This window comes from Acuticoccus sp. I52.16.1 (assembly GCF_022865125.1).
Lineage (GTDB): Bacteria > Pseudomonadota > Alphaproteobacteria > Rhizobiales > Amorphaceae > Acuticoccus.
The window spans coordinates 1,750,315-1,771,112 of the sequence record NZ_CP094828.1 but is presented as its reverse complement, the minus strand read 5'-3'; the positions used below and the strand labels follow the sequence as shown (position 1 = coordinate 1,771,112).

General features: G+C 69.1%; 19 protein-coding genes. 13 read left to right on the top strand and 6 right to left on the bottom strand.

The window, feature by feature from the left end:
- The first annotated feature begins 94 nt into the window (after positions 1–94).
- The 5 genes from MRB58_RS08015 (at position 95) to MRB58_RS07995 (ending at position 5,022) form a co-directional block, all read left to right on the top strand.
- Positions 95–1,201, top strand: a complete 1,107-nt coding sequence (locus MRB58_RS08015; protein ID WP_371747248.1) for an ABC transporter substrate-binding protein — start codon at positions 95–97, stop codon at positions 1,199–1,201.
- 96 nt (positions 1,202–1,297) lie between these two features.
- Positions 1,298–2,581 (top strand): ABC transporter permease, encoded by a 1,284-nt coding sequence (locus MRB58_RS08010; RefSeq protein ID WP_244781201.1) that lies wholly within the window; start codon positions 1,298–1,300, stop codon positions 2,579–2,581.
- 4 nt (positions 2,582–2,585) lie between these two features.
- Complete coding sequence (locus MRB58_RS08005) at positions 2,586–3,431, top strand: ABC transporter permease (protein WP_244781200.1); 846 nt, start codon at positions 2,586–2,588, stop codon at positions 3,429–3,431.
- Between the two features lie 185 nt (positions 3,432–3,616).
- Positions 3,617–4,243 carry a VWA domain-containing protein gene (locus tag MRB58_RS08000; protein WP_244781199.1) on the top strand — a complete coding sequence of 209 codons (627 nt, stop codon included), beginning with the start codon at positions 3,617–3,619 and terminating at the stop codon, positions 4,241–4,243.
- Complete coding sequence (locus MRB58_RS07995) at positions 4,240–5,022, top strand: DnaJ domain-containing protein (protein WP_244781198.1); 783 nt, start codon at positions 4,240–4,242, stop codon at positions 5,020–5,022. The genes MRB58_RS08000 and MRB58_RS07995 overlap by 4 nt, the downstream gene beginning before the upstream one ends.
- A gap of 68 nt (positions 5,023–5,090) precedes the next feature.
- Here the strand turns inward: MRB58_RS07995 and MRB58_RS07990 are convergent, their stop codons facing one another.
- Entirely contained in the window at positions 5,091–6,845 is a 1,755-nt protein-coding gene (locus tag MRB58_RS07990; RefSeq protein WP_244781197.1) for a serine hydrolase, read from the bottom strand.
- Positions 6,846–7,118: 273 nt separating this feature from the next.
- Here MRB58_RS07990 and MRB58_RS07985 point away from each other — a divergent pair, with 273 nt between their 5' ends.
- The 7 genes from MRB58_RS07985 to MRB58_RS07955 all read left to right on the top strand — a co-directional run bounded on the left by MRB58_RS07985 (position 7,119) and on the right by MRB58_RS07955 (position 15,906).
- Complete coding sequence (locus MRB58_RS07985) at positions 7,119–8,111, top strand: phosphotransferase family protein (RefSeq protein ID WP_244781196.1); 993 nt, start codon at positions 7,119–7,121, stop codon at positions 8,109–8,111.
- Between the two features lie 253 nt (positions 8,112–8,364).
- Positions 8,365–8,745, top strand: coding sequence for an ATP-dependent Clp protease adapter ClpS (gene clpS, locus MRB58_RS07980; RefSeq protein ID WP_371747284.1), 381 nt, complete (start codon positions 8,365–8,367; stop codon positions 8,743–8,745).
- Between the two features lie 9 nt (positions 8,746–8,754).
- On the top strand, positions 8,755–11,145 hold the full coding sequence (gene clpA, locus MRB58_RS07975; protein ID WP_371747247.1) for an ATP-dependent Clp protease ATP-binding subunit ClpA: 2,391 nt from the start codon (positions 8,755–8,757) through the stop codon (positions 11,143–11,145).
- 416 nt (positions 11,146–11,561) lie between these two features.
- The gene (locus tag MRB58_RS07970) at positions 11,562–13,244 is read left to right on the top strand and encodes a BCCT family transporter (protein ID WP_244781195.1); all 1,683 of its coding nucleotides are present in this window, start codon (positions 11,562–11,564) and stop codon (positions 13,242–13,244) included.
- Positions 13,245–13,352: 108 nt separating this feature from the next.
- Positions 13,353–14,753 (top strand): calcium-binding protein, encoded by a 1,401-nt coding sequence (locus MRB58_RS07965; protein ID WP_244781194.1) that lies wholly within the window; start codon positions 13,353–13,355, stop codon positions 14,751–14,753.
- A gap of 56 nt (positions 14,754–14,809) precedes the next feature.
- Positions 14,810–15,538, top strand: a complete 729-nt coding sequence (locus MRB58_RS07960; RefSeq protein WP_244781193.1) for an AzlC family ABC transporter permease — start codon at positions 14,810–14,812, stop codon at positions 15,536–15,538.
- Complete coding sequence (locus tag MRB58_RS07955; protein WP_244781192.1) at positions 15,535–15,906, top strand: AzlD domain-containing protein; 372 nt, start codon at positions 15,535–15,537, stop codon at positions 15,904–15,906. Before MRB58_RS07960 ends, MRB58_RS07955 begins: the two co-directional genes overlap by 4 nt.
- Here MRB58_RS07955 and MRB58_RS07950 read toward each other — a convergent pair.
- From MRB58_RS07950 to MRB58_RS07935, 4 genes are all read right to left on the bottom strand, one after another.
- Complete coding sequence (locus tag MRB58_RS07950) at positions 15,893–16,327, bottom strand: HIT family protein (protein ID WP_244781191.1); 435 nt, start codon at positions 16,325–16,327, stop codon at positions 15,893–15,895. The two genes, MRB58_RS07955 and MRB58_RS07950, sit on opposite strands and share 14 nt — an antisense overlap.
- Positions 16,328–16,397: 70 nt before the next feature.
- The gene (locus tag MRB58_RS07945; protein ID WP_244781190.1) at positions 16,398–17,603 is read right to left on the bottom strand and encodes a GNAT family N-acetyltransferase; all 1,206 of its coding nucleotides are present in this window, start codon (positions 17,601–17,603) and stop codon (positions 16,398–16,400) included.
- A 156-nt stretch (positions 17,604–17,759) separates the two neighbouring features.
- Positions 17,760–18,467 (bottom strand): glycerophosphodiester phosphodiesterase family protein, encoded by a 708-nt coding sequence (locus MRB58_RS07940; protein ID WP_244781189.1) that lies wholly within the window; start codon positions 18,465–18,467, stop codon positions 17,760–17,762.
- 20 nt (positions 18,468–18,487) lie between these two features.
- Positions 18,488–18,952, bottom strand: coding sequence for a RidA family protein (locus MRB58_RS07935; RefSeq protein WP_244781188.1), 465 nt, complete (start codon positions 18,950–18,952; stop codon positions 18,488–18,490).
- Between the two features lie 139 nt (positions 18,953–19,091).
- Between MRB58_RS07935 and MRB58_RS07930 the strand changes: the two genes are divergently transcribed.
- Positions 19,092–20,003: an EipB family protein gene (locus tag MRB58_RS07930; RefSeq protein WP_244781187.1), complete on the top strand. Its 912-nt coding sequence runs from the start codon at positions 19,092–19,094 to the stop codon at positions 20,001–20,003.
- On the opposite strand, the gene MRB58_RS07925 is transcribed toward MRB58_RS07930, so the two are convergent.
- A complete protein-coding gene (locus tag MRB58_RS07925) occupies positions 19,919–20,782 on the bottom strand; it encodes a class I SAM-dependent methyltransferase (RefSeq protein WP_244781186.1) in 864 nt (287 codons plus the stop codon). The genes MRB58_RS07930 and MRB58_RS07925 overlap by 85 nt on opposite strands.
- Between the last annotated feature and the right edge of the window lie 16 nt (positions 20,783–20,798).

Below are 20,798 nucleotides of genomic sequence, written 5' to 3'. Positions count from 1 at the left end.
AGCGGACGGCGCCACGCGCCGCGCCCGCCCCGCGGTCGACGTTTCGACGACGACGCCGGACGATCCGGCAAGACAAACCAAGGGAGAGTGAATTTTGCTCAGGCAAATTCTGATCGGCACCACCGCATCGCTGTTGGCCGCGGGGGCCGCCGCCGCGCAGGAGCCGCTCAACATCGTGTCGTGGGGCGGCGCCTACTCGATGAGCCAGCGCAAGGCCTACCACGAGCCGTACACCGAGAAGACCGGCATCCAGATCCTGGAAGAGGACAAGTCCAACCAGGCGCTGGCGGGCATCCGCAGCCAGGTCGAAGCCGGCAACGTGACCTGGGATGTCGTCGACATGCTGCAGGCCGACGCCCAGCGCGCCTGTGACGAGGGCCTCCTGGAGGAGATCCCGTTCGACCAGCTCGCCGAGGCCCCGGACGGCACCTCCGCCGCCGACGACTTCATCGAGGGGACGACCGGCGACTGCTTCGTGCCGCAGATCCTCTACGCCACCATGTTCGCCTACAACACCAACGCCTACCCCGACGGCGGGCCGAAGACGGTGGCGGACGTGTGGGACACCGAGAAGTTCCCCGGCACCCGCTCGTTCGAGAAGATCCCGCAGAAGAACCTCGAGTGGGCGCTGATCGCCGACGGTGTCGACCCCTCCGAGGTCTACGACGTGCTGGCGACGCCCGAGGGCCAGGACCAGGCGTTCGCCAAGCTCGACGAGCTGAAGGACGACATCATCTGGTGGGACGCCGGCGCGCAGCCGCCGCAGATGCTGGCCGACGGTGAGGCCAACATCGTGACCGCCTACAACGGCCGCATCTTCAACGCCCAGGTCAACGAGGGTCAGCCCTTCGAGATCATGTGGGACGGTCAGATGTTCGAGGTCGACGGCTGGGTCGTCCCGGTCGACACCGGGCAGTTCGACGAGATCATGGAGTACCTGAACTTCGCCACCGATACGCAGCGGCTGGCCGATCAGGCGAAGTGGATCTCCTACGCCCCGGCCCGCACCTCCTCGGTCGAGCTCGTCGGCAACCTGTGGAAGGAAGACGGCGGCAAGGATGTCGAGACCGACATCGACATGAAGCCGCACATGCCGACCGCGGAAGAGAACTTCCAGAACGCGATCCAGTTCAACACCGACTTCTGGGCCGACTACGGCGACGCGCTCGAGGAGCGCTTCAACGCCTGGCTCAACTCGTAACCGAGCCTTCGCGGCGCGCTCCCGACGGGCGCGCCGCCCCCACCTCGGGTGAAGGACGAGACGCCCATTGAGTCGCAACGAGCAACGGAACGCGCAATGACCGACGCCGCCGCACCGCGCGCCATGGCCGCAGAGCCGCCACAAGGGCCGCTGACGACGGCGGACGGCAAGCCGCTGAAGCAGGCGCTGCGCAAAGCCAACGCCAAGGCCCGCCGCAACGCGCTGCTCCTCGTTCTGCCGCTCTTCGCCTTCCTGCTCCTCACCTACACCATCCCCATCATCCAGATGATGACGCGCTCGGTCTCCAACCCGGAGGTCGCGAGCTACCTGCCCAACACCGCCGAGGCGATCGCCGACTGGGAGGGCGCCGACCTCCCGTCCGAGGACGTCTTCGCCGCGATGGTGACGGACCTCAACGCCGGTGGCCGCTCGACGATCGGCCGCGTCGCCGCCCGCCTCAACGCCGAGCTGCCGGGCGTGCGTTCCACCATGATGGGGGCGATGCGCGCGTCCGAAGAGTTCAAGGCGCCCTACAAGGACGCGCTGCTCGCCGATGACGACGACTGGGGCGACCCGCGTCTGTGGAAGCTGATCCAACGCGAATCGCGTACGCTGACCCCGGCCTACTACCTCCGCGCCCTCGACTACGAGTACAACCAGGACGGCGACATCGTCCGCCGGCCCGAATATCTCCAGGTCTACACGCAGACCTTCTGGCAGACGGCGTGGATGAGCGGGCTCATCACGGTGCTGACGATCCTGCTGGGCTATCCGGTGGCCCACCTCCTGGCGACCCTGCCGCCCGCGCGGGCCAACCTCTTGATGATCCTCGTCCTCCTGCCGTTCTGGACCTCGCTCCTGGTGCGAACGTCGGCGTGGATCGTGCTCCTGCAGCAGGAGGGGGTGGTGAACGACGTCCTCGTGCTCCTGCATATCGTCGATGAGCAGGGGCGGATCCGGATGATCTACAACCGCATCGGCACCATCGTGGCGATGACGCACATCCTGCTGCCGTTCATGATCCTGCCGCTCTACTCGGTGATGAAGACCATCCCGCCCTCGCTGACGCGCGCCGCCCGGTCCATGGGCGCGACGCCGCTGCGCGCCCACCTCACCGTCTACATGCCGCTGACGGTGCCGGGGCTGGCGGCCGGCGTGCTGCTCGTCTTCATTCTGGCGATCGGGTACTATATTACCCCGGCGCTGGTCGGCGGCGAGTCCGGTATCTTCATCTCCAACCTCATTGCCGACCGGATGACCGGCTCGCTCTCGCAGCTTCGGCTGGCGCTGGCGCTGGCCACCATCCTCCTCGTCGGCGTCCTGGTCCTCTACTGGCTGTTCAACAAGCTGGTGGGTGTCGACCGGCTGAAGTTCGGGTGATCTGATGGCACGTCCCGCATACGAATCCGGCCTCGAGCGCGCCTGGCGGATCACCTACCTGGTGCTCTGCGGCCTGATCTTCTTCTTCCTCGTCGCGCCGATCATCGTCATCATCCCGCTGTCGTTCAACGCGACGCCGTACTTCACCTTCACCAAGGAGATGCTGGCGCTGGATCCCGACGGATATTCGATGCGCTGGTACGACAACCTGTTCAACAGCGGCGAGTGGACACGCTCGATCCAGAACTCGTTCTTCATCGCCACCATCTCGGCGATCATCGCGACCTCGCTCGGCACGCTCGCAGCGCTCGGCCTGTCGCGGCGGGAGATGCCGGCGCGGGCCGCGATCACGGCGTTCCTGATCTCGCCGATGATCGTGCCGCTGATCATCACCGCCGCGGCGCTCTTCGCGTTCTACGCACGGGTGAACCTGTCGCAGACCTACTTCGCCATCATCATGAGCCACGTCGTGTTGGGCGCGCCGTTCGTGGTGATCACGGTGACCGCGGCACTCTCCGGGTTCGACAATCAGCTCATCCGCGCCTCGCAGTCGCTGGGGGCGAACCAGACGACGACCTTCTTCAAGGTGATCCTGCCGCTTTTGACGCCCGGCATCGTCGCCGGCGCGCTCTTCGCCTTCATCACCTCGCTGGACGAGGTGGTGGTGGTGCTCTTCCTCGCCGGGCCGCGTCAGGTGCCGATGACGGTGCAGATGTTCGGCTCGTTGCGCGAGGAGATCAGTCCGACGATCCTGGCCCTCGCCACGATCCTGGTATGCGTCTCCATCCTGCTGCTGACCTTCATGGAGATGATGCGCCGCCGGACCGAGAAGATGCGCGCCGGCGGCTGAGCGCCGAGACCGCGAGGGGAGGGGGCGGCGCATGCCGTCGCGCCCCCGCTGGCAGCTTCGCGCGAAACGCTTATCTTCACAGCGTGGCAAAGAATAGCGATAGAACCCCCGTCAAGCCGGACGCGCGGACGCCGGATGCGTCCAGCCGCGGCGATATCGAGGCTTTCCTGGCGCGGGCCAAAGCGATGGCGCCGACGACCGGCGGCGCGCGGGGCCGGCTGATCTTCGCGCTCGACGCGACCATGAGCCGGCAGCCGACCTGGGACCGCGCCTGCCACATCCAGGCCGACATGTTCGCCGAGGCCGACGCGGTGGGCGGGCTCGACATGCAGCTCGTCTATTTCCGCGGGTTCGGCGAATGCCGTGCCTCCAAGTGGATCTCCGACGGCGGCCGGCTCGGCGAGATGATGACCCGGATCGACTGCCGGGCCGGTCGCACGCAGATCGCCAAGGTGCTCGCCCGCGCGCTCGACGAGACGCGCCGCCAGCCGGTGCAGGCCCTCGTCTACGTCGGCGACGCGATGGAGGAGAACGTCGACCTCCTGGGCGAGCGGGCGGGGCAGCTCGGCCTCCTGAAGGTGCCCGTCTTCATCTTCCAGGAACGGCGCGACCCGGCGGCGACGCGGGCCTTCGCCGAGATCGCCCGCCTGTCGGGCGGCGCGCACCTGACACTCGACGGCGCGGCGGGGGCGGAGCTGGCCAGGCTCCTCAAGGCCGTCGCCGTCTACGCCGCGGGCGGGCGCAAGGCGCTGGCGGACCGCAGCGCCAAGGGGGACGGGGGCGCGCGCCTCCTCCTGGAGAAGCTGTCGTGATCCTCCTCCTCCTGCCGCTGCTGGTGGGGTTGCTGCTGTTCGCGGCCATGGTGGTCGCCGCGCGCTGGTTCGCCGGCGCCAACACCGCCGCGCTGGCGCAGAAGGTGCGCCACGGCGGCAACGCCGGCCTCATCCTTGTGGGCCTCTTCCTGCTGCTGCGCGGGCGTCCGACTCTGGGCATCTCGCTGATCGGCGCGGGGTTGGGGCGCCTGTCGCGGCAGGGGGCGTTCACCGGCGGGCCGTTCGGTGCCAACCCGTTCGGGGGGGCGGGGCCGTTCGCGGGCGGGCAACGCTCCCGCCGGTCGAGCGGCACCGGGTCGACGGTGCGGACCGCCTCGCTCGAGGCGACGCTCGATCACGATTCTGGGGATATGGACGCCACGGTGCTGGCGGGTCGCTTCCAGGGCCGTGCCTTCTCGGGCATGCTCCCGCCCGAGCTCACCGAGTTGTGGCGCGGGTTCGCCGCAGCCGGCGAGGAGGACTCAAAGCTCCTCGTTGAGGCTTATCTCGACCGCCGGCATCCCGGTTGGCGTGACGGCGTGGAGGCTGATGGAGACGCGCGGTCGCAGGGATCGCGCCGAGCGGGCCGCACGAACGGCGGTCCCATGTCCGAGGATGAGGCCTACGAAGTGCTCGGCCTTCTCCCCGGTGCGTCCGAGGGCCAGATCCGCGCAGCGCATCGCCGCCTCATGAAGCAGATGCATCCCGACCATGGGGGCTCTGCTTTTCTGGCCGCCCAACTCAACGAGGCCAGAGACGTCCTTCTCGGACGGAGTTGAAACAACGCTCATCGCTCGACTCACAACTGGCGCACATGGGCGCGCCAGTCATTGGGTGCGCCGGTGCGTTACATGGATACCGCCCAACATGGCCGGTTGTGGTTAGTGAAGCGTTTGCAGGCCGAAACAGCGTCGGCCTCGGACCGGAAACCACCGAAGCGCGCCCGGAAAACGGTGCCGTTCGGGGTGGTCGTCTCCAGGGTTACCCGCGTCTGCTGGGCCATGGCTGGCTCGATTCGCGCCGCATCGTCGAGAATGGACTTGGCGGCAGCTTCGCTGTCGACCGCGCCGAGCTGGATCTGCCAACCGCTCTTCACCGCCGCAGGCGTCGCCGCGGGCGACTGATTCGCCGCCGTCTTGGTCGCGCTGGCGGAGGCTGATTCGCCGAGGGCCGCCGGCTCGTCCGCCAGCAGTGCCATGCGCGCGTCGTTCTTCGCCGAGCCCGGATCACGCGGGGCGCGCTCGCCCACCGTCTGCGGGGCGGAGCCCATGGCGATGATCGTGACGCCGCTCGTCGGCACCGTGCGCATCGCGATGATGGCGCTCAGTCCGTCGCCGCGCGTCTGCGCCGTCGCGCCGAACACGTCGAAGGCGGCGGCGAAGCGGGGGGCGGGCGACTGGGGCGCGGAGGCTGTGCCGGCGGCCGGATCGAGCGAGGCGACCTGGATCTCCGGCGCGGCGTCCGCCGTCTCTCGCGTGCGGGGCGCGGCGCCTGCGGCGGGGATGTTCTCGGCGAGTTCGGTGGTGCCGGCCGGCAGCGGCTCGGTCGCCGGGGCGAGGGTCGCGCCGGTGGAGGCGATGACGGCCTGCAGCGCGTCCGTCGCGGTGCGGGGCGTGCCGACGATCTCGGTCGGGCCGACCGCTTCGCGCGTCTTGGAGGCGAAGGCGAGGATCGTCTGGATCGGATCTTCCGCCGGCGTCTCCTCGCGCGAGGCGAGGCGGGAGGCGAAGCGCACCGCGAGCGTCGGCCGGGCACGCGGCGTCGGCGGCGGGCCGAAGTCGCTCCACGCGGCGTAGACCATCGGGGTGCCCCGCTTCGCCTTGGGCATGTAGCGGTTGATGAGCTCCGTCATGTGCTGATTGCGCGAGGCGCCGGTGCGACCGCCCATGACCACCCCCACTACCTGCCGCCCGTCGCGGCGCACGGAGGTGACGAGGTTGAAGCCGGAGGCGTGGATGTAGCCGGTCTTGATGCCGTCGACGCCCTCGACCCGGCCCAGCAGGCGGTTGTGGTTGCCGTAGCGGCGCGAGCCGTACTCGAAGACCCGCGTCTGAAATACGCCGTAGTACTGCGGAAAGTCGCGCTGGATGGCGAGGCCGAGGGTGGCCTGATCGCGCGCGGTGGTCACGTTGTCGGGGTCGGGCAGGCCCGAGGCGTTGGTGTAGGTCGTCTTCGACATGCCCAGGCGGCGCGCCGTCTTGGTCATGCGCCGCGCGAAGGCGGGCTCGGATCCCTCGATGTTCTCACCGACCATCGTCGCCACGTCGTTGGCGGACTTGGTGACGAGCGCCTTGATCGCGTCCCGCAGGGCCATGGTGCCGCCGGGCTTGATGCCGATCTTGGACGGCGGCCGGGCCGAGGCATAAGCCGACATCGTGAGCTTCGAGTCGAGGGTCAGCCGGCCGGCGGCCAGCTCCTCGAACACGAGGTACAGCGTCATGATCTTGGTGAGGGACGCGGGGTATCGCGCGTCGTCGGCGTCCTGGGCGTAGAGGTCCTCGCCGCTGATCGCGTCGACGACCAGGCCGGCATATTTCGGGTTCGCGACAGCGGGCGTGGCCACCGCGCTGACGATGAGGAGAACGCTGAGGGCTTTGGCCATCCAAAGCACAAAAGCGCTGCGATGACGGGGGCTTGAGGCGTGCATACGGTCCTTCGGCGCTCCGGCAGCGGATATCCGCACATTTGCCGGTCGGGCTTGAGCAAACACGCACCGCATTGCACACGATGAAGGGTTACGTACCGCTCAACCGACAGGGTTAATACGGATATACCGACATCGTCTGGATTGGACCTTGTCGCAGCACAAGCGCCGTTCCGGGGGATGATCGCCCGCCCGCTGGATTTTTAGCAAGCACTGAGGAGTTCGTGCAACATGCAGGCCGCCGACACTCTCGCCGCCGCCCGCGCGGGGACCCGCGCGAACGACACCCCGAGGGCGGGTCGCAGCGCGCCGGACGCGGTCGACCTGGCCGAGCTCGCCGCCGCGCGCGATGCGATCCGCGCCGTCCGCCCGGATCTCGGCGCGGCCGAGGCGGTTGTGCATCCGGCCGGATGGGACTGCCTGGCCGTCGAGATGGGGGGCGCGCTGTTCAAGTTTCCGCGCACGGAGGCGGCGGCGACGCGGCTGCGCGGCGAGCCGGCGCGGCTCGACCTCGCGCGAGCGGGCCTCGCGCGGCGGCATGTCGCAATGCCGTGCGTGCCGCAGATGCGCCTCCACACGGCGCCCCGGCTCTTCTCCGAGCACGCGATGCTGCGCGGGGCGATGGTCGACCCCGCCGCCTATCACGCGATGGGCCCCGCCGCGCGCGAGCGCCTGGCCGACGACGTCGCCGCCGTGTACGTCGCGCTGCACGAGGTCGACACCGCGCAGGCGCAGGCCGCCGGGGTCGGCCGCCTGCCGCCCTGGCCGCCGGCGGCGCAGCTCTTCGACGCGGCCGCCCGCGTGCTCGACCCGCCGTTGCTGGCGCGCGTCGCCGCGACGATGGGGCGGGTCGCGGTCAGCCACCCGGACGCGCTGGTCTTCGGCCACTTCGACACGCACGGCTGGAACATGGCCTACGATGCCGAGGCGGGCCGCTTGACGGGGCTGTTCGACTTCGGCGACGCCGGCCTCGGGGCGCGCCATACCGACCTGTCCTATCCGTCGTTCGTCTCGCCGGAGCTGACGGCGCGGGTCGTGCGGCGATACGAAGCGCGGGGCGGACGCCCCGTGGATCTGCCCCATGTCCTCGATCTCCACACGGTGCTGCGTGTGATCGAGATCGTCGACGCGGGGGATCGCCCGGCGCCGTTCGTCTGGGCGTTGACAGACTGGCTGGCGGCGCTCGATCGGTTACGCGCAAGGGGTGGCCCGTGGGAGGGCTAACGCCTTGGCATTCGGGGGAGCCTTGTCCCCACAAGATTGGATTCCCATGTTTGACGATGTCGGCGTCGGCCTCTTGCCAAGCCCTGCGTTGGGTTTACCATCGATCCCAGACGCCAGAATCTCCCGATCGACCGAGCCGGTATCATCGACAGGTACCGGCTTGCGCGATGTTCTTCGACGTTCCAGGATGGCGAGCATGACGAGGGTTCCGGACCGATCGGCACCGAAGCGGATGACGAGGGCGTTCGCGCGCCTGTCCGCGTCGCCGAGTGGGCCGGGTCCAACGGCCTCGGACAAGGACGAGGGCGATACTGGTGATGAGAACGGTGACGGGAACGACGCCGGCACGTTGGTCATCACACGGCCAAAACCGAAGACGAAGCGCCCGAACATGTACCGGGTGCTTCTGTTAAACGACGACTACACGCCGATGGAGTTCGTCGTTCACGTCTTGGAGCGTTTCTTCCAGAAGAATAGGGAAGAAGCGACCAGAGTTATGTTGCATGTCCACCACCACGGCGTCGGCGAGTGCGGCGTTTACACCTACGAGGTCGCCGAAACAAAGGTGACGCAGGTGATGGACTTTGCGCGAAAGCATCAGCATCCTCTCCAGTGTGTGATGGAGAAGAAGTGAGGAGCGACTGTGCCGTCATTCTCCCGAAGCCTTGAAAAGGCGCTGCACCAAGCGCTCGCCGCCGCCAACGAGCGTCGCCAGGAATACGCGACGCTCGAACACCTCCTCCTCGCACTGGTCGACGACCAGGACGCGGCCTCCGTCATGAAGGCCTGCAACGTCGATCTGGACCGGCTACGCCGCGACCTCAGCGACTACATCGACACGGAGCTCGACAACCTGGTCGTCGATGGCGACGACGATTCCAAACCCACGGCCTCATTCCAGCGCGTCATTCAACGCGCGGTCATCCACGTTCAGTCTTCCGGCCGAGAGGAGGTGACGGGCGCCAATGTCCTCGTCGCCATCTTCGCCGAACGCGAAAGCCACGCGGCATACTTCCTGCAGGAGCAGGAGATGACGCGCTACGACGCTGTCAATTACATCAGCCATGGCATCGCAAAGCGCGCTGGCGCCGGTGCCGAGCGCACCCGCGAGGCCGAAGAAGATATGCCGCAGGATGAAGCTGCGGGCCCGAAGCGGAAGACAGACGCCCTCGAGGCCTACTGCATCAATCTCAACGAGAAAGCCCGCAAGGGGAAGGTCGATCCGCTGATCGGCCGTGATCAGGAAGTCCGCCGCACCATCCAGGTCCTCTGCCGCCGGCAGAAGAACAACCCGCTCTTCGTGGGCGACCCCGGCGTCGGCAAGACCGCGATCGCCGAAGGCCTCGCCAAGCGCATTACCGAGGGCGACGTCCCGGAGGTCCTCAACGATTCCACCATCTTCGCGCTCGACATGGGCGCGCTGCTCGCCGGTACCCGCTACCGCGGCGACTTCGAGGAGCGCCTGAAGCAGGTCGTCAAGGAGATCGAGGAGTACCCCGGCGCCATCATGTTCATCGACGAGATCCACACCGTGATCGGTGCGGGGGCGACGTCGGGCGGCGCGATGGACGCCTCCAACCTCCTCAAGCCGGCGCTGTCGTCCGGCGCGATCAAGTGCATCGGCTCCACGACCTACAAGGAGTACCGCCAGTTCTTCGAGAAGGACCGCGCCCTGGTGCGCCGCTTCCAGAAGATCGACGTGGCGGAACCCAACGTCGAGGACGCGATCGAGATCCTGAAGGGCCTGAAGCCGCGGTACGAGGAGTTCCACGGCCTCAAGTTCACCAACGAGGCGATCAAGTCCGCGGTCGAGCTCAGCCACCGCTACATCAACGACCGCAAGCTGCCGGACAAGGCGATCGACGTGATCGACGAGACCGGCGCGTCGCAGATGCTGCTGGCCGAGAACAAGCGCCGCAAGAAGGTCGACGTGAAGGAGATCGAGGCGACGGTCGCCACGATGGCCCGCATCCCGCCCAAGTCCGTCTCCAAGGACGACGCCGAGGTGCTCCAGACCATCGAGCAGAACCTCAAGCGCGTCGTCTACGGGCAGGAGAGCGCGATCGAGACGCTGTCGTCGGCGATCAAGCTGGCCCGCGCTGGCCTCAGAGAGCCGAACAAGCCGATCGGCTCCTACCTCTTCTCCGGCCCCACCGGCGTCGGCAAGACCGAGGTCGCCAAGCAGCTCGCCGAGCTGATGGGCGTGGAACTGCTGCGGTTCGACATGTCGGAGTACATGGAGCGCCACACGGTGAGCCGCCTCATCGGCGCGCCTCCGGGCTACGTCGGCTTCGACCAGGGCGGCCTCCTGACCGACGGTGTCGACCAGCACCCGCACTGCGTCCTCCTGCTGGACGAGATCGAGAAGGCCCACCCGGACCTCTTCAACATCCTCCTGCAGGTGATGGACCACGGCAAGCTGACCGACCACAACGGCAAGAGGGTCGACTTCCGCAACGTCATCATCATCATGACGACGAACGCGGGCGCGGCGGACATGGCCAAGGCGCCGATCGGCTTCAACCGCTCGCGCCGCGCCGGCGAGGACGAAGAGGCGATCAACCGCCTGTTCACGCCGGAGTTCCGCAACCGGCTGGACGCGATCGTCCCGTTCTCGCCGCTGCCGGCCGAGGTGGTCCACCGCGTGGTCGAGAAGTTCGTCATGCAGCTGGAAGCCCAGCTCGCCGACCGCAACGTCACCTTCGAGCTGTCGGAGGCGGCCATCGCGCTTCTGGCCGCGGAAGGCTACGACGAGAAGATGGGCGCCCGTCCGCTCGGCCGTGTCATCCAGGAGCAGATCAAGCGGCCGCTGGCCGATGCGGTGCTCTTCGGCGAGCTGCGCAAGGGCGGCACCGTGAAGGTCACGGTCGAAGAGGACGAGAGCGGCAAGAGGAAGCTGGCGCTCGAGGCGATCGCCGATCCGAACGCCCCGGCCGACGACATCGAGGACGACGACGACGACGAGACCAACGAGGCGGAGGCGACCACCGGCCCCGGCTCGTCCGGCATCCCGCGCGTCCCGCTGTCGGGCTGACCGCCGCCGGCGGCCGCAGCCCCGACCACATACGACGACGAAAGCGCCCCGGCCTCCGGGGCGCTTTTTTCATGCGGCCCGCGCGGCGCGCCATGCCCGGGCGGCGGGCTCTGGGTCGGGGAAACGACCCGCGAATGCCGCCTCGGGGCCACGCAATACCGGCCAGGGGTATTGTCCTGCGCTCAAATCGACCGAGAACAAACCCCTCCGACGTGCCGATCCGTGACCGGACGCTCCACCCCCCGCAGGGAGCGCCCGTCTCGCGCCGCGCACCTCGAACCTGCCGCCGGGTTCCGTCGCGACGGTCTGGCCATCGTCGAGTTTCGCCGGAGAATTTCGGCTGTGCCGGAGGTTCGGGAGGTGCGCCGGGCTGCGCGTCGCGCTGGTGCGTCGAACCGACAACTGATGGAGGGCCCATGGCCGATGCAATCAAGACAACGCCAACGACCATCGACGATATCGACTACGAAGTCGGTCAAGACAACATAACCAAGAAGGTCGGGCCCATCTGGTTCGACATTCACAATCCGGTCTTCATCATCGCCGCGCTCGGGATCATCGGCTTCGTGGCGGTGACGCTCCTGTTTCCCATCGGCGCGACCGCGCTGTTCGAAGGTCTGCGGGGCTGGCTGACGTCGAACTTCTCGTGGTTCTTCATCCTCGCCGGCAACATCTTCGTGCTGTTCGGGCTGATGCTGGTCGTGACGCCGCTCGGCAACATCCGCCTCGGCGGCCCCGATGCGAAGCCGGACTACGGCTACATGGGCTGGTTCGCGATGCTCTTCGCCGCCGGCATGGGCATCGGCCTGATGTTCTACGGCGTGTCCGAGCCGCTGTCGCACTATAGCGCTGCGGTTGCGGACGGAGCCGGCGGGCCCGACAGCTGGGCGCCCATCGGCGGCGCCGCCGGCAACCCGGAGGAGGCGGCCCGCCTCGGCCTTTCGGCGGCGATCTACCACTGGGCGCTTCATCCGTGGGGCATCTATGCCGTCGTCGCGCTGGCGCTGGCGCTCTTCTCCTACAATCGCGGCATGCCGCTCGCGATCCGCACCGCCTTCTACCCGATCTTCGGCGACCGTGTGTGGGGCTGGACCGGCCACATCATCGACATCATCGCCGTTTTCGCCACCCTGTTCGGCCTTGCCACCTCGCTCGGCATCGGTGCCGAGCAGGCCGTCGCAGGCTTCAACTTCCTGTTCGGCACCGGCAGCGTCGAGGACGGCACGCGCACCGTCTTCGGGTTCGAGTTCGGCGGCGGGTCGGGCGAGGCCGGCAACAAGGGCGTGACGCTGAAGATCCTCTTCATCTGCGCGATCACCGCGATGGCGACCATATCCGTCGTGACCGGGCTCGACCGCGGCGTGAAGCGGCTGTCCGAGGCGAACCTGGTGCTCGCCACGCTGCTCCTGCTCTTCGTGTTCTTCGTCGGTCCGACGGGGGATCTGATCTCGATCCTGTTCGGCTCGCTGGCCGACTACGTCACCAACCTGCCGGCGCTCGCCAACCCCTTCGGCCGCGAGGATACCAACTTCGCGCAGGGCTGGACCGCCTTCTACTGGGCCTGGTGGATCTCCTGGTCGCCGTTCGTGGGCATGTTCATCGCCCGCGTGTCGCGCGGTCGCACGGTGCGTGAGTTCGTCGTGTGCGTCCTCCTCATCCCCTCGCTGGTGTGCGCGACGTGGATGGCGATCTTCGGCGGCACCGCGATCCAGCAGGTGATCGCCGACAACTTCCAGGGCGCGGCCGACGCGGACCTGCCGGTGCAGCTCTTCGAGATGCTCTCCCAGCTCCCGCTGGCGCAGATCACCTCGCTCATCGGCATCGTGCTGGTGGTCGTCTTCTTCGTCACCTCGTCGGACTCAGGCTCGCTGGTGATCGACACCATCACAGCCGGCGGCAAGATGAACGCCCCCGTGCCGCAGCGCGTTTTCTGGTGCGTGTTCGAGGGGGTGGTGGCGATCGTGCTGCTGGCCGGCGGCGGCCTCGCCGCGTTGCAGGCGATGGCGGTGGCGACCGGCTTCCCGTTCGCGATCCTGCTGCTCCTGATGTGCGTGTCGATCTTCATCGCGCTGGTCCAGGAACGACGCGCCCAGCGTTGACATGGAATCACTCCAATGGTGTGATTTGCCCGCGGCGGTTGTTCGCCGCCGCGGGCGTTCGCCAAGCGCGAACCTGCGCCCGGCCCCCGCTCGAGTGTGGAGGGACCGATGGTGTCGCGTGGCTCGTTCGACGATTATTTCGAGGCGCTCGGCCAACGAGAATCGACGGATAATTATCAGCTCGTCAGCCCGCTCGGCTTTCTCGGCAAATACCAGTTCGGCGAACTGGCGCTGAAAGAGATCGGCTACTACGAGGGCGACGGCACCGCCGCGCACGACTACAGCGGCGCCTGGACCGGCCGCGACGGGATCGACAGCACCGCCGAGTTCCTCGCCGCCCCCGCGATCCAGGACAAGGCGGTCCGCGAATATACCGAATGGAACTGGCGCACGCTGACCGAGTACGGGCTCGACGTCTACGCCGGACAGATCCTCGACGGGCAGGAGATGACGATCTCCGGCATTCTCGGCGGGACCTGGCTCGTCGGCTTCGAGGGGATGAGCCGGTTCCTGTGGTCGGGCGGGTTCGACGCGGCGGACGACCCCTACGGCACGCCGATGCAGGAATATATCGACCTCTTCAACGGCTACGACACGCCCTTCGCCACGACCCTGCGGCTGGACAATGCGATCGACGGCGGGGCGGGGGACGACCTCTTCATCGGCCTGGCGGGAAACGACACGATCACCGGCGCCGCGGGCGAAGACGGCGCGCGCTACCGCTTCCCGGCGGCCGAATATACGCTCACCAAGAGCGGCAACACGCTCCAGGTCGCTCACGGCGGCGCGGACGGGAACGACCTGCTCCACGGCATCGAGTACCTCGTCTTCGCCGACAGGACGGTGACGGTGGACGACCTGCCGCAGGGCGTCAGCCTCGGCGCCGCCCCCGGCGACGGGGAGACCCCGCGCGAGACCCCCGGCGGACCGCCGGTGCGGGCCGACGGTGACGGCCTCCTGCGCGGCACCCCCTTCGGCGACCTGCTGTTCGGCACCGCCGGCGACAACGTGATCAACGCCGGCGGCGGGTTCGACACGGTGCGCGCCAAGGGTGGCGACGACCTCGTGCGTGGCGGTGACGGGGGCGACGCGCTGATGGGCGCGGCCGGGGCGGACACCGTCTACGGCGGGCCCGGTGCCGACACCCTCTACGGCGGTGCGGCGGACGATGCGCTCGCCGGAGGGCGCGGCGGCGACCTCCTCAAAGGGCAGGCCGGCGCGGACACGTTGGACGGCGGGCAGGGGCGCGACCGTCTGGTCGGCGGTCCCGGCGCCGACGTTCTCACCGGTGGCGCGGGCGCCGACCGCTTCCTTTTCCATGCGGACGACGGGATCGACACCGTCACCGACTTCGAGCCCGGTCACGACACCCTCGTCATCGGCGGGGCGACGGCGCTGGTGGTCGCGGCGGACGGGCTCGGCAACACCGTGCTGGTGGGCGACGGCGTCGCCGTGACGCTGGAGGACATCACCCCCGGCCAGCTCCTCGAAGGGGACGTCATCGCCTGACCGTCATAGGCTGGCGCGATATGGTGCGCCGCCGGGCGAGGGGCTAGGGAAGCGGCATGTCGTCTCAATCGCTTTCCGCGCCGTCCGCCTCCCGGTGGTTCCTGCGCGGGGTCCTCAACGTCTTCTCGATCCCGGCGCTGGTGCTCTTCTCGGCGCAGATCGGCTTCGCGGCGTTGGCGCGGGAGGCCGGCTTCACCGCGGTCGAGGCGATGCTCATCGCGCTGCTGACCTACGCGTTGCCGGCGCAGGTGGTGTTCGTCGGCTTCGTCGCGGCGGGGACCAGCCTGCCGGCGGTCGCGCTGGCCGTCGCCCTCTCCTCGGTGCGGTTCCTGCCGATGGTGCTCGCCTGGACGCCGATCGTGCGGCCGCAGAACGGCGGACGCCTCGCCATGCTCGCCGTCTCCTGGTTCGTCGCGGTGACGTCCTGGGTGTTCTCGATGGTCACGCTCCCCACCCTGCCGCGCGAGGTACGGCTCCCCTTCTTCGCCGGCTTCGGCATCATGCTGGCGGTGGTCAGCACCATCGTCGTCGGCGTCAGCCACGTCATGATCGACCGACTGCCCGAGATGGTCGGCGGCGCGCTGGTGTTTCTGACGCCGATCTACTTCATCTGCGCGCTGTGGGGCGCGGCGCGGGTGGATGCGGACCGGCTGGCGCTGCTGTTCGGCCTCGCCATGGGGCCGGTCGCGGCCGCGTTGGTGCCGGGGGTCGATCTCCTGGTCTCCGGCCTCGTCGCCGGCACGCTCGCCTACGTCGTCGGGCGGATGTGGAAGCGGTGCGCATGACGGATCCGGTGACGCCCGCCGACGTGATGCCCGCTTTCGCGACCCTCGGCCCCTACCTCTCGATCTTCGTCGCGAGCTGTCTGCCGACGCAGGTCTGGCGCTGGCTGGGCGTCCTCTTCGCGGGCCGGGTGTCGGACACGTCGGAGGTGTTCGTGTGGGTGAAGGCGGTGGCGACGGCGCTGGTCGCGAGCGTCGTCGCCAAGCTGATCCTCAGTCCGGGCGGGGCGCTGGCGGAGCTGCCGCTGGCGCTGCGCATCAGCGCCGTGGCCTTCGGCTTCGCGTTCTACCTGACGACCGGCAAGCGCCTCGCGCTCGGCATCCTGTCGGCCGAGGCGGTGCTGATCGCCGGGTGGTTCATTCTGCGCTGAGGGCGGCGCGGAGCTTCGCGGCGGCGGTGCCGATCTCGTCCGCCGGCGCCATCTCGCCCGAGTGTGGCTTCAGCGGCACCCCCTCGTGGCGCGGCAGCACGTGGAAGTGGGTGTGGAACACCATCTGCCCGCCCGCGCCCTCGGAGAACTGCTGCACGGTGACGCCGTCGGCGGCGAAGGCGGCCTTGGCGGCGCGGGCGACCCGCTGCACCGTGGCGATCGTCGCCGCAAGGGAGGCGGGCTCGATGTCGAGGATGTTGCGCGAGGCCGCCTTCGGCAGCACCAGCGCATGCCCGTCGGCGCGGGGCATGATGTCCATGATCACGCGGGTCGCTTCGTCCTCGTAGACCGTCTCCGACGGGATCTCGTTCCTGAGGATCTTGGCGAAGATGTTGTCGGGGTCGTAGGTGGGCGCGCTCATGGGTCTCTCCGGTCGGGCAGAAGCGGGCGCATCCTAACGGCTGCGCCGCGTGAAGGAAGGTGCCGGCGGCCTACTCGCAGCGGCCGCCGTCCTTGCGGAAGGGAAGCGCCGCCTCGAGGTAGTGCTGGTGCATGTCCACCTCGCGCCGTTCCGCCTCCAGGTAATGCGCGACGGCGCCCCTGAGGCCCGGGTGGTCGATGTAGTGGGCCGAGACGGTCTGCGTCGGCTCGTAGCCGCGGGCGAGCTTGTGGCCGCCCTGCGCCCCCGCCTCCACCCGCTTCAGCTTGTGCGCGATGGCGAAGTCGATCGCCTGATAATAACAGACCTCGAAGTGCAGGAAGGGGTGGTCCTCGGTGCAGCCCCAGTAGCGCCCGAACAGCGTCTCCGAGCCGATGAGGTTGAGCGCGCCGGCGATCGGCCGCCCCTCCCGCTCGGCGAGAATCAGGCAGACCGAATGGCCGAGCCGCTGCCCCAGCAGCGAGAAGAACTCGCGATTGAGGTAGGGCCGGCCCCACTTGCGCGACCCGGTGTCCGTGTAGAACTCGTAGAAGGCGTCCCAATGCGCTTCGGTGATCTCGTCGCCGACGAGCCAGCGGATGGCGATGCCGTCGGCCAGCGCGTCGCGCCGCTCGCGCTTCACCTGCTTGCGCTTGCGCGAGGCGAGGGCCGCGAGGAAGTCGTCCGGCGTCGCATAGCCGTCGTTGGTGAAGTGGAACTGCGTGTCGACGCGCAGGAGGTAGTCCTCCGCCTCCATCGCCGCGACGTCCTCCGGCTGCAGGAAGGTCGCGTGGACGGAGGACGCGTCCACTTCGTCCGCGAGTGCCACCAGCGCGCGGGCGACGAACCGGCGCGACTCGGCCGTCCCGTCACCCACGAGCAGCCGCGGCCCCTGGGCCGGCGTGAACGGCACCGAGACCTGGAGCTTGGGATAATAGCGCCCGCCGGCGCGCTCGAACGCGTCGGCCCAGCCGTAGTCGAAGACGTACTCGCCCTTGGAGTGGGTCTTCAGGTAGGCCGGGGCGGCGCCGACGAGCCCGCCCTCCGCCCCGCGGACGAGGAGATGGCGCGGATACCAGCCGCTGCGCCCGCCGACGCAGCCGGCGTCCTCCAGCGCGCGCAGGAAATCGTAGGCGACGAAGGGGTTGAAGGCGTGCGCGCCGCCGCCGGTGACGCGGCCGCCGTCGCCGACGCGCCAGCCCGGATTGGCGAGTGCGTCCCAGTCCTCCCTGTCGACGGTGTCCAGACTGCCCGTGGCCTCGACGGTCATGGTTGGCATGACGGTCCCCCTACACTGACCACCGCGATACGCGGCCGAACCAACGAATAGGATCCTGTCCCGGCGGTCGAGCCGGTGGAGCGCGGCGATGTGGCCCGCGCGCGTCGTTCCGCGGCCGACCGGCGTCGGTCGGTGCGCCTCGGTCCGCGCGCCCGCTCAGGCGCGAAAATCTTCGAAGATGATCTGGTCGACATGCCGCGAAAGCCGCTGCGCCTCGGCCTGCGAACGCACGGTCCATGCCAGCACCGGCCGCCCGCGCCGCCGCGCGAGGGCGGGGCCGGGGTGGGGCAGCGCGGTGGCATAGTAGCCGACGAAATCGGGCTTGGTGCGGGGCGTGTGCAGCAGCATGTCGCGCCCGAAGCGCGAGACCAGCGAGCCGTGTTCCTCGCCGCCCGCCAGGATGCCGAGGGGCGTGTCCGGCAACGCCGAGCGCAGGAGGGCGAGGAGGTCGGGATCGAAGGTCATCACCGCCGCCGCGCCGCCATACTGGCCGAGCGCGCGCGCGATGACGCCCGCCATCGAAGCCTTCGCCGCCTGTCCCACCGGGGCCTTGGCCTCCAGGAAGAGCGGCGCGCGGCCGGCGGTGAGCGCCAGCAGGTCGGTGAGCGAGGAGAAGGTCTCGCTCGAGCCGGTGATGGTGATGGCGCGCAGCTCGTCCAGCGTGCGCTCGGCGATGCGTCCGCGCTCGGCGGTCATGCGGTCGAGCGTCTCGTCGTGGGTGACGACGAGGCCGCCGTCGACCGTGAGCTGCAGGTCGACCTCGACCGCGTAGCCCGCGTCGATCGCGTCCTCGACCGCGCCCAGCGTGTTCTCGACCTGCGCGGCGCCGTGCAGGCCGCGATGCGCGACCGGACGACGCAGCAACCAGTCGGGAAGGATCCCGGTTATGATGCGACCTCGATGACCGCCTCGACCTCGACCGCCACACCGAACGGCAGGTTGGCGACGCCGACGGCGGCGCGGGCATGCTTGCCCTTGTCGCCGAACAGCTCGAGCATCAGGTCGGACGCGCCGTTGATCACCTTGGGGTGGTCGCCGAACGCGGGCGAGGAGTTCACGAAGCCGTTCAGCTTCACGATCCGCGACACCTTGTCGAGGCTGCCGATGGCGGCCTTGGTGTGCGCCAGGATCGCCAGCGCGCAGCGCTGCGCTGCCGCCTGGCCTTCCTCGACGCCCATGGTCTCGCCGCAGCGGCCCTTGATCATCGTGCCCTCGGCGTCGACCGACACCTGGCCGGAAACGAAGAGCAGGTTGCCGGTGCGCACCGTCGGCACGTACGAGCCCGCCGGGGCGCCGGCCTCGGGAAGGGCGAGATCCATCTCCGCCAGCTTCTGTTCGACTTGGGACATGGGTCTTCCTCGCATTAGCCTGTCGATCCGTCGTCTACGAGCGACGGCAGCTCGGCGCAAGCGCCAGCTTTATGTGCCGTCACTTGACGCCTAAGTGACACCGTGCGCAATGCCGCCTGTTCCCCTCTCGGAGGCGTATATGTCCGTTCTCGTTGGCCGCGCTCGTCCGGCTCCCTCCGCTGGTCGCCTCGCCCGCGCCGGTCTGGTGCGCGGGGCGGGAGGCGTGGCGCTGGCGCTCGTCGTGGCCGGGCCGACCGCCGCCGCGGCGCCGGATGCGGCCCTCGTCCCGCACCGCGCCGTCTACGATCTGACGCTCGCGCGGGTGGAGCCCAGCGTATCGATCCTTTCGGTCAACGGCACTCTGGTCTACGAGCTGGAGGGGTCGGCCTGCGACGGCTACACGGTCACCTCCACCTTCCAGACCAACACGGTGGACCGGGAGGGCGAGATGTCGCGCACGGACCTGCGCACCTCGACCTACGAGACGCTGAGCCCGGCCGAGTTCCACTTCCTCAACCAGACCTTCCTCGCCGGCGACGGGCAGACGGTGATCGACGGGCAGGCCCGCGGCACGCCGTCTGGCACCATCGTCGAGCTGTCCAAGCCGAAGATGGGCCGCTACGATCTGGCTCGGGCGATCTTTCCGACGCAGCACACCCGTCTGGTGCTCACCGCGGCGGCCAACGGCGAGCGTGTCCTCGAGGTGCCGATGTTCGACGGTGGCGGCACGGCCGACACCGTCTACGACACGACGACCGTCATCGGCCCGCCGACGATGGGCCTCCCCGACGCCAGCCAGCGCGAGCGCGCCGCCTTCGCCGCCCTCGGCGACGCGGACGAGCGGGCGACCTACACCACCTCGATCTCCTACTTCGACCAGGCCGGCGAGAATGGCGAGACCGTGCCCGACTACGTCATCTCGTTCCGCATGATGGACAACGGCATCTCCTACAACGCCACGTTCGACTACGGCACCTTCGTGCTGAGCGGCCGGCTGACCGAGCTGGAGCCGATGCCGATGCAGGAGTGCCCGGCCCCCGGCGCGCAATAGTCGCGCCCGGCGCCCGGCGCGCCCGCGTCGTCCTCGTGCGGATGGGCGACGCTCGCGGCGGGCTTGGGCACGGGCGAGAGTGTCGGAACCAGGTCGGCGAGCTTGCGGGAGCGGGCGGGGATGCCGCGGGTCAGCGTCTTGTGCCCCTCGAGGGCGACGAGCCCGGCGAACCGCGGGATGACGCGCTTGCCGATCCGCTCCCACGCCCGAGCCGAGCCGAGCACGAAGCGCGTACTCGTCGGCGGCACGTAGAGGCAGCGGCGCAGGTCCTTCGGCTCCAGCCAGCAGGCGTCCATCACCCGGGCGAGCTGCGCGCGCGAGAACGGGCGGCCGAGGCCCATCGGTGTCCAGTCGGCCCGCGCCCAGGCGCCGGCGCGGTAGGGGACGAAGACCAGCACCCGACCCGCCGGCACCAGCACGCGCCATGCCTCGCGCAGCACCTCGTGCGGATCCTTCGTGGTCTCCAGCAGGTGGATGATGAGGAGCTTGTCGATCGAGTTGTCCGGCAGCGGCAGCCGGTCCTCGTAGGCGAGGGACGTGACGTTGGGGCCCTCCGGCGGCCAGTGCAGCACCCCCTCCGCCGCCGGCATGACCGAGACGACCCGCTCCGCCTCGCCCAGGAAGGGGCGCAGATAGGGCGTCGCGTGGCCGAGACCGACGACGCGCTCGCCGCGCACGTCCGGCCACACCGAACGCACTTCCGCCGACACGATCTGCCGTGCGATCCGCCCCAGCGGCGTCAGGTAGAATGCACTCAACTGCCCGACGTCGAGGTGCATGCGCGCCATCCTTGTT

What these genes read in the sequence shown, in the direction of transcription:
- MRB58_RS08010 (WP_244781201.1), top strand. Translation starts at nt 1,298, where the DNA reads ATGACCGACGCCGCCGCACCGCGCGCCATGGCCGCAGAGCCGCCACAA.
- MRB58_RS07930 (WP_244781187.1), top strand. Translation starts at nt 19,092, where the DNA reads ATGTCCGTTCTCGTTGGCCGCGCTCGTCCGGCTCCCTCCGCTGGTCGC.
- MRB58_RS07970 (WP_244781195.1), top strand. Translation starts at nt 11,562, where the DNA reads ATGGCCGATGCAATCAAGACAACGCCAACGACCATCGACGATATCGAC.
- MRB58_RS07990 (WP_244781197.1), bottom strand. Translation starts at nt 6,845, where the DNA reads ATGGCCAAAGCCCTCAGCGTTCTCCTCATCGTCAGCGCGGTGGCCACG.
- MRB58_RS07950 (WP_244781191.1), bottom strand. Translation starts at nt 16,327, where the DNA reads ATGAGCGCGCCCACCTACGACCCCGACAACATCTTCGCCAAGATCCTC.
- MRB58_RS07955 (WP_244781192.1), top strand. Translation starts at nt 15,535, where the DNA reads ATGACGGATCCGGTGACGCCCGCCGACGTGATGCCCGCTTTCGCGACC.
- MRB58_RS07965 (WP_244781194.1), top strand. Translation starts at nt 13,353, where the DNA reads ATGGTGTCGCGTGGCTCGTTCGACGATTATTTCGAGGCGCTCGGCCAA.
- MRB58_RS08005 (WP_244781200.1), top strand. Translation starts at nt 2,586, where the DNA reads ATGGCACGTCCCGCATACGAATCCGGCCTCGAGCGCGCCTGGCGGATC.
- MRB58_RS07945 (WP_244781190.1), bottom strand. Translation starts at nt 17,603, where the DNA reads ATGCCAACCATGACCGTCGAGGCCACGGGCAGTCTGGACACCGTCGAC.
- MRB58_RS08000 (WP_244781199.1), top strand. Translation starts at nt 3,617, where the DNA reads ATGGCGCCGACGACCGGCGGCGCGCGGGGCCGGCTGATCTTCGCGCTC.
- MRB58_RS07960 (WP_244781193.1), top strand. Translation starts at nt 14,810, where the DNA reads ATGTCGTCTCAATCGCTTTCCGCGCCGTCCGCCTCCCGGTGGTTCCTG.
- MRB58_RS07985 (WP_244781196.1), top strand. Translation starts at nt 7,119, where the DNA reads ATGCAGGCCGCCGACACTCTCGCCGCCGCCCGCGCGGGGACCCGCGCG.
- MRB58_RS07935 (WP_244781188.1), bottom strand. Translation starts at nt 18,952, where the DNA reads ATGTCCCAAGTCGAACAGAAGCTGGCGGAGATGGATCTCGCCCTTCCC.
- MRB58_RS07925 (WP_244781186.1), bottom strand. Translation starts at nt 20,782, where the DNA reads ATGCACCTCGACGTCGGGCAGTTGAGTGCATTCTACCTGACGCCGCTG.